This is a genomic window from Nocardioides sp. (assembly GCF_050699375.1).
Classification (GTDB): domain Bacteria; phylum Actinomycetota; class Actinomycetes; order Propionibacteriales; family Nocardioidaceae; genus Nocardioides.
The window spans coordinates 1-5,888 of the sequence record NZ_JBOHDN010000395.1 but is presented as its reverse complement, the minus strand read 5'-3'; the positions used below and the strand labels follow the sequence as shown (position 1 = coordinate 5,888).

The window sequence follows — 5,888 nt, the reverse complement described above, 5'->3', positions numbered from 1 at the left end:
GTCCGGGACGGCCTGCGCCGCCACCGGCGCCGCCGCGAGCGGCGGGGGCCTGCGGACGGGCTCCCGGCTTCGGGGCACCCGGCTTGGGCGCACCCGGCTTGGGCGCAGCCTTCGGGCTGGGCTTGGGAGCGGCCGGAGCCGATGCGGCAGGCGCCGCGGGCGCGGCCGCCTCGGGCTCGGTCTTCTCGACCGGCTCAGGCGTGGGCGCCGGCGCAGCCGGTGCCTTGGCCGCGGGGGCCTCGGCAGGCTTCTCGGGCGCCTTGTCCGCGACCTTCTTGGGGCCGGGCTTGGGGGCTGCCGGCTTGGGGCCGGGCTTGGGGGCAGCCTTCTCGTCCGTGGACGAGGAACCACCCTTGCCGCCGGACTTCAGGCCGGGGCCGATCTCCTTGCGGAAACGCATCTCCGCCGGCAGCTCGACGGTCGAGCTCGCCGACTTGACGAACTCACCCATCTCCTTGAACTTCTCGAGAACAAACTTGCTCTCGACTCCGAACTCTTTAGCGAGCTCGTGGACTCGGGTCTTAGCCACGCTTCTCCTTCTGGCCACAGACCCAAATCCGGGTATACCTGCGACCACTAGTGGTTGTAGAACACGCTCATCGCGAAGTACTCATCGAGTGCTCATGAGCTTCTGCTCCAGTTCCTGGTCGGTTGACCGTCGGCGACGGTCGTGGGTGTCGGGCGCGAGTCGAGGTAGTCCTCAACCGGTGCGCTGGAAAGCCCGCCCTCGGCCCGTAGGGCCCGGGTGAACGCCTTCCGGCGCACCGCGAGTTCGAAGCACTCACGCGTGGGGTGAATATGAGCCCCTCGCCCAGGTGCAGTGGCTGTCGGATCGGGCACCACGGCCAGCTGGCCGTCGCGGTCCGAGCCGGCGGTCACCCGCAACAACTCGCGCTTGGCGGCTCGCTTCCGGCAACCAATACAGGTACGGACGGGTCCGTGCTGCGTAGTTTCGTCTCGGCGTGCCACCGATCGTTAACACTACCGCTTCCGGGGTGACGGACACTAAACCGGGGCAGAGGTCGTTCCTATTCCGTGACCAGGCGTTGGATCTCGGGCCACGCCCGCTCGCCATGGCGCTCAGGCGACCGGGGTCTCCTCGTCGGAGCGGATGTCGATGCGCCAGCCGGTCAGGCGGGCGGCCAGGCGGGCGTTCTGGCCCTCCTTGCCGATGGCCAGCGAGAGCTGGTAGTCGGGTACGACGACGCGGGCGGACTTGGTCGCCTCGTCGATGATCGTGACCGAGGAGACCCGGGCGGGCGAGAGGGCGGAGGCGACGAGGACCTTCGGGTCCTCGGACCAGTCGACGATGTCGATCTTCTCGCCCTGCAGCTCGGACATCACCTGGCGGACCCGCTGGCCCATCGGGCCGATGCAGGCGCCCTTGGCGTTGACGCCGGAGACGTCCGAGGTGACCGCGATCTTGGTGCGGTGACCCGCCTCGCGGGCGATCGCGGAGATCTCCACGGTGCCGTCGGCGATCTCGGGGACCTCGAAGGAGAAGAGCTTCTTGACCAGGTTGGGGTGGGAGCGCGAGAGCGTGATCTGCGGGCCGCGCATGCCCTTGCGCACCGAGACGACGAGCGCCTTGATCCGGGTGCCGTGGCTGTAGTCCTCACCCGGCACGCGCTCGGAGAGCGGGATGACGCCCTCGAGGCGGCCCAGGTCGACGAGCACGTCATCGGGGTTGCGGCCCTGCTGGATGACGCCGGAGAGGATGTCTCCCTCCTTGCCGGAGAACTCGCCGAACTTCACGTCGTCCTCGGCATCGCGCAGCCGCTGCAGCACGATCTGCTTGGCGGTGGTCGCGGCGATCCGACCGAAGCCCTCGGGCGTGTCGTCGTACTCCCCGACGAGGTTGCCCTCGTCGTCGGTCTCGGCCGCCAGGACGCGTACGTGCCCGGTCTTGCGGTCCAGGTCGACCCGCGCTCGCGTCTGGGCGCCCTCGGTCTTGTGGTAGGCGGTCAGCAGCCCCTGCTCGATCGCCTCGACGAGCACATCGAGGGAGATCTCCCGCTCCCGCTCCAGCATCCGCAGGATGCTCATATCGATGTCCATGGCCTACTACTCCCCCTCGTCGATCCGCTTGAACTCGATCTGCACAAGCGCCTTCTTCACGTCTGTGTACGCCACGTCGCGACGCTTTCCGCTCACCTCGAGGCTCACGCGCTCGTCGTCGGACTCCTTGACGCGGCCGGTGAACGTGGAGCCGTCGGTGGTGGTGACCTTGACCAGGCGAGACCTGTTGCGGCGCCAGTGGCGCGGCAGGGTCAGCGGCCGGTCGACCCCCGGAGAGGTCACCTCGAGCGTGTAGGGCTGCTCGCCCATGACGTCGGACTCATCGAGGACCCGGTTGACCTCACGGGTCGCCTCGGTGACCTGCTCATGGGTGATCCCACCGTCCTTGTCGACGGCGACCCGCAGGATCCGGCGCTTGCCGGCCGGCGTGATCTCGACGGCCTCGACGTCGAAGCCCAGGCCCTGGAGCGGGTCGGTGAGCGCCTTCTCGATAGCACTCGCGATCGCGTCCTTTCGCTCAGCACTCAACGCGATCTCCCCCTGCATCCTGTTATCCGGTCCTGTTGTACGAGCCTGCGAGCACGCAGCGAACTGCCTGATCGGCTCGGCGCCGCTGGTCACACCATACCTGTACGTCTCGGGTGCCCCGAACAGCGCAGGGCTGTGTTGGAAAGCCTTCTGACGCGACTCCGGCCGGGTGTCGTTAGGGTTCCTCACGTGACCAGCACACGTGCCCTCCGGAGGCTCTCGAGGCGGACCGCTCTGGGTCTCGCCGCGGTCGCTCCGCTGGCCGCCTCGGCGTGTTCGGCCTCGGAGGTTCTGGATCCTGTCAAAGCACCACCACCGAGTACGCCCCCGGCCCCCGCCAACCCCGACCAGAGTGTGATCGACGACACGGTCGCGGAGATCCTGGCCGCCGACGAGGGCGCCCCGGCCACGTTCGTACGGCTCCACCGGGTGCACATCGAGGCCCTCGCGCCGACCGAGGGCGTGGCCGCGAGCACCCCGAGCGGGCGATGGCAGGACCGTCAGCTCGGCCTGGTCACGACGCTGACCACGGCCGCCGGCCGGGCGGCCGACCCGCGGCTGATCACGCTGCTCGCCTCGGCTGCCGCTGCCCAGCAGCAGCTCCTGCACGGGCGGGGGCTGGCGTGACGGAACCTCGTACGACGAAACCTGGCACCACGACGGCCGACTCGTCCTCGACGGAGGCCGTCCAGGCGGCTCTCGCGGTCGAGCACTCGGCCATCTACGTCCTGGGGACCTTCGGCGGGCGCACCTCCTCCGCGGAGGATCCGGAGCTGGTGGGGGCGCTCGAGGAGGCGTACGAGGACCATGTCGACGCCCGCGAGGCACTGGCCGCACATGTGGTCGCCGCCGGGATCGAGCCGGTCGCTCCCTCTGCCGTCTACGACCTGCCCGGCGGCATCGGGTCGGCCGAGGGCATCCGGGCCGCGACCCTGCGGATCGAGCGGGACATCACCGCGACGTATCTCACGCTGACTCCCAAGGCGATCGGCCGGGACCGCACGCTGCTCGTCCAGCTGCTCTGCGGGGCGGCCGCACGACAGCTCGACCTGGGCGCGAAGCCGACGGCGTTCCCAGGGACCTGATCCGGGTCTGGCCAAAACCGAGATGGCCCGCGAACCGTCCGACGCGGGAGACTCCCGAGATGTCTCCCGAAACCGGGCGGCTCGCGGGCCAGGTTGGGCCTGGACACGAGGCCTGAGAAGCGGCCCGAAGGCCGAACCTCTCTTGCAGAAGTATGCAATCCCCGCTCAGAGTGGCCCAGACCCGCATATACGCATTGCAAGAACTTGCAACTTTCGCAGGTGTCATTCCCAGGAGCGAACGATCTGGTGTATGTCGCTCAACTTCTGCGCAACCGCGTCCGGCGCACCCTCGCTGTGTCCCAGCTGACTGCTCGGGATGTTGCTGTGCGGGATGTGGATCGCCCGCAGTCCAGCCTTCTGAGCACCGTACACATCATCGAAGAGCCTGTCCCCCACGTAGACACATCGAGACGCATCCGAGACATTGACGGCGTCCATCGCCGCGCGGAAGGCCTCCTCGGCGGGCTTCGTCCAGGGCACCTCGGAGGTGTAGACGTCGCCGTCCATCAGATCGAGCACCCCGTCGCGCTCGAAGAACCCTCGGTGCCACGCGCTCGGCCAGATCGTGTTGGACAGCACCCCGACACGTACGCCGTCGGCGCGGAGCGCCTCCCACAGCGGCCCGACCTCGGGGTCGGTGAGCGTGTGGGGCTCCCAGAAGGCGTAGTAGGCGTCGAGCAGGTCGGGGTCGTGCTCGAGGCCGGCCTCGTCGAAGAGGTCGCCGATGGACGAGCTCTGCTGACGGTCACGGCTCCTGGCCCAGATCGTCTCGCCGGCCCGGTGGAGCCTGGTCGCGTTGACCGGGTGGTCGTCGTCGCAAGCGCCCTTCACCGCCTGGGCGAGCGCCAGCGACTCCGCATGGAAGTCGATGTCGTGCCACTTCGTCAGCGTGCCGCCCCAGTCGAAGATCACCGCGTCGATTGCCATGGCCCCGACCATATAGCGGCGCACCCCGCCGACTCGGCGCCTACCCGCGAGGCAGCTGCGCCGACTCGGTGAGCCGCTCGCGGAAGTCCGGGTGGGCGCAGCGTTCGATGATCCGCCGGGCCCGAGCGGCGGGAGAGAGGCCACGCAGGTCGGCGACGCCCTGCTCGGTGATCACGACGTGCACGTCGTGTCCGGTGTGGTCGACGTGGCTCACGAACGGGACGATGCGCGAGGTCGAGCCCCGCTCCGCGGTCGAGGGCGAGACGAAGAGATTGAGATGGGCGTTGCGGGCGAAGATGCCCGAGCCGCCGATGGCGTTCACGTTGCCCTGGAGGTCGGCCTCGGCCATCGAGTCGATCGCGATGAGGCCGAGTCGGCGGATGACCTCGGGGTGGTTGGCCATCTCCTGGGTACGCAGCAGGATCCGGCCCTTGTAGTGGTGGACGTCGCTGTTGATCCGCCGAGCGCCCGCCGCCGAGAGCCGGAAGGTGGTGCCCGAGACACCGATCATCTTCCCCGAGTCGAGCAGATCGAGGAGACCGTCCCGGACGCTCGCGGTGTAGGCCGTCAGGTGCTCGAACTCAGTCTCCTGGAGGCAGGTGAGGACCGAGTCGCCGATGTCTCCGTCGCCGAGATGAAGCGGGAGCAGGCTGCGGTGCAGGCGGTCGTGGCGTACCTCATGACGGATGAAGTCCACGACAAGCTCGGCCATCGCACGGCTCTCCTCGTCGATCGGGCCGGGCGGCGAGCCGACATCGGGCAGGTCGGTCTCGACCACGGCGACGACCTTGTCCGGATCGACCAGCAGGTAGGGATCGCCGATCCGCTGCATCGGCGTGGTCAGCTGGATCGGAGCGCGCAGCGGAGCCACCTGGGCACCGTGATGGATGTCGTGGAACCCCTCGAGACCGCGCGGATGCCACCGGTTGACCTCGAGGATCGCCCTGTCGGCGAGGTCGAGCCAGGTCTGGTCGTTGCCGACGCTGCTGCCGGGCACGAGCAGCCCGTTGGGCAGGATCGCGGCCACCTCGACCACGGCGACGTCGAGGCCGCCAAAGAAACCGGAGGCCGCATACTGAGAGACCCGGGAGTGACGTACGTCGACGCCCGCCGGCCACTCCTGGACCCGGCCCAACGCCTCCGAGACCGCCTTCGGGCGCCCGGCTCCGGCGATCCCCGAGAGGGCCACCGTCTCCCCCGGCCCGACCTCGGCCGCCGCGTCGGCGGCGCTCAGAACCCGTGCGGCGAGCGTACGGTCAAGAATCCTGTCCCCCGTCATGGGAACGATCTTGCCGCATCCGGCACGTGTTGGGGCCGACCGCCGGTCGA

Annotated in this window: 8 protein-coding genes; 2 read left to right on the top strand and 6 right to left on the bottom strand. The window is 69.1% G+C overall.

Going from position 1 to position 5,888, the window contains the following annotated elements:
- The 4 genes from ACRDPS_RS25845 to rimP form a co-directional block, all read right to left on the bottom strand.
- Positions 1-529, bottom strand: a 529-nt coding sequence (locus tag ACRDPS_RS25845; protein ID WP_431504536.1) for a translation initiation factor IF-2 N-terminal domain-containing protein, incomplete at its 3' end; no start/stop codon positions are given.
- Positions 530-621: 92 nt separating this feature from the next.
- Positions 622-969, bottom strand: coding sequence for a YlxR family protein (locus ACRDPS_RS25840; RefSeq protein WP_431504535.1), 348 nt, complete (start codon positions 967-969; stop codon positions 622-624).
- Positions 970-1,080: 111 nt separating this feature from the next.
- Positions 1,081-2,058, bottom strand: a complete 978-nt coding sequence (nusA, locus tag ACRDPS_RS25835) for a transcription termination factor NusA (RefSeq protein ID WP_431504534.1) — start codon at positions 2,056-2,058, stop codon at positions 1,081-1,083.
- A gap of 6 nt (positions 2,059-2,064) precedes the next feature.
- Positions 2,065-2,547, bottom strand: a complete 483-nt coding sequence (gene rimP / locus ACRDPS_RS25830; RefSeq protein ID WP_431504533.1) for a ribosome maturation factor RimP — start codon at positions 2,545-2,547, stop codon at positions 2,065-2,067.
- A 189-nt stretch (positions 2,548-2,736) separates the two neighbouring features.
- On the opposite strand from rimP, the gene ACRDPS_RS25825 reads away from it, so the two are divergent.
- Together ACRDPS_RS25825 and ACRDPS_RS25820 are read left to right on the top strand one after the other, a co-directional pair.
- Positions 2,737-3,174, top strand: coding sequence for a hypothetical protein (locus ACRDPS_RS25825; RefSeq protein ID WP_431504532.1), 438 nt, complete (start codon positions 2,737-2,739; stop codon positions 3,172-3,174).
- On the top strand, positions 3,171-3,632 hold the full coding sequence (locus tag ACRDPS_RS25820) for a DUF4439 domain-containing protein (protein WP_431504531.1): 462 nt from the start codon (positions 3,171-3,173) through the stop codon (positions 3,630-3,632). The genes ACRDPS_RS25825 and ACRDPS_RS25820 overlap by 4 nt, the downstream gene beginning before the upstream one ends.
- A 222-nt stretch (positions 3,633-3,854) precedes the next feature.
- Here the strand turns inward: ACRDPS_RS25820 and ACRDPS_RS25815 are convergent, their stop codons facing one another.
- Positions 3,855-4,559 carry an HAD family hydrolase gene (locus tag ACRDPS_RS25815; RefSeq protein WP_431504530.1) on the bottom strand — a complete coding sequence of 235 codons (705 nt, stop codon included), beginning with the start codon at positions 4,557-4,559 and terminating at the stop codon, positions 3,855-3,857.
- A 40-nt stretch (positions 4,560-4,599) separates the two neighbouring features.
- Positions 4,600-5,838: an acetyl-CoA hydrolase/transferase C-terminal domain-containing protein gene (locus ACRDPS_RS25810; protein ID WP_431504529.1), complete on the bottom strand. Its 1,239-nt coding sequence runs from the start codon at positions 5,836-5,838 to the stop codon at positions 4,600-4,602.
- Positions 5,839-5,888 lie beyond the last annotated feature (50 nt).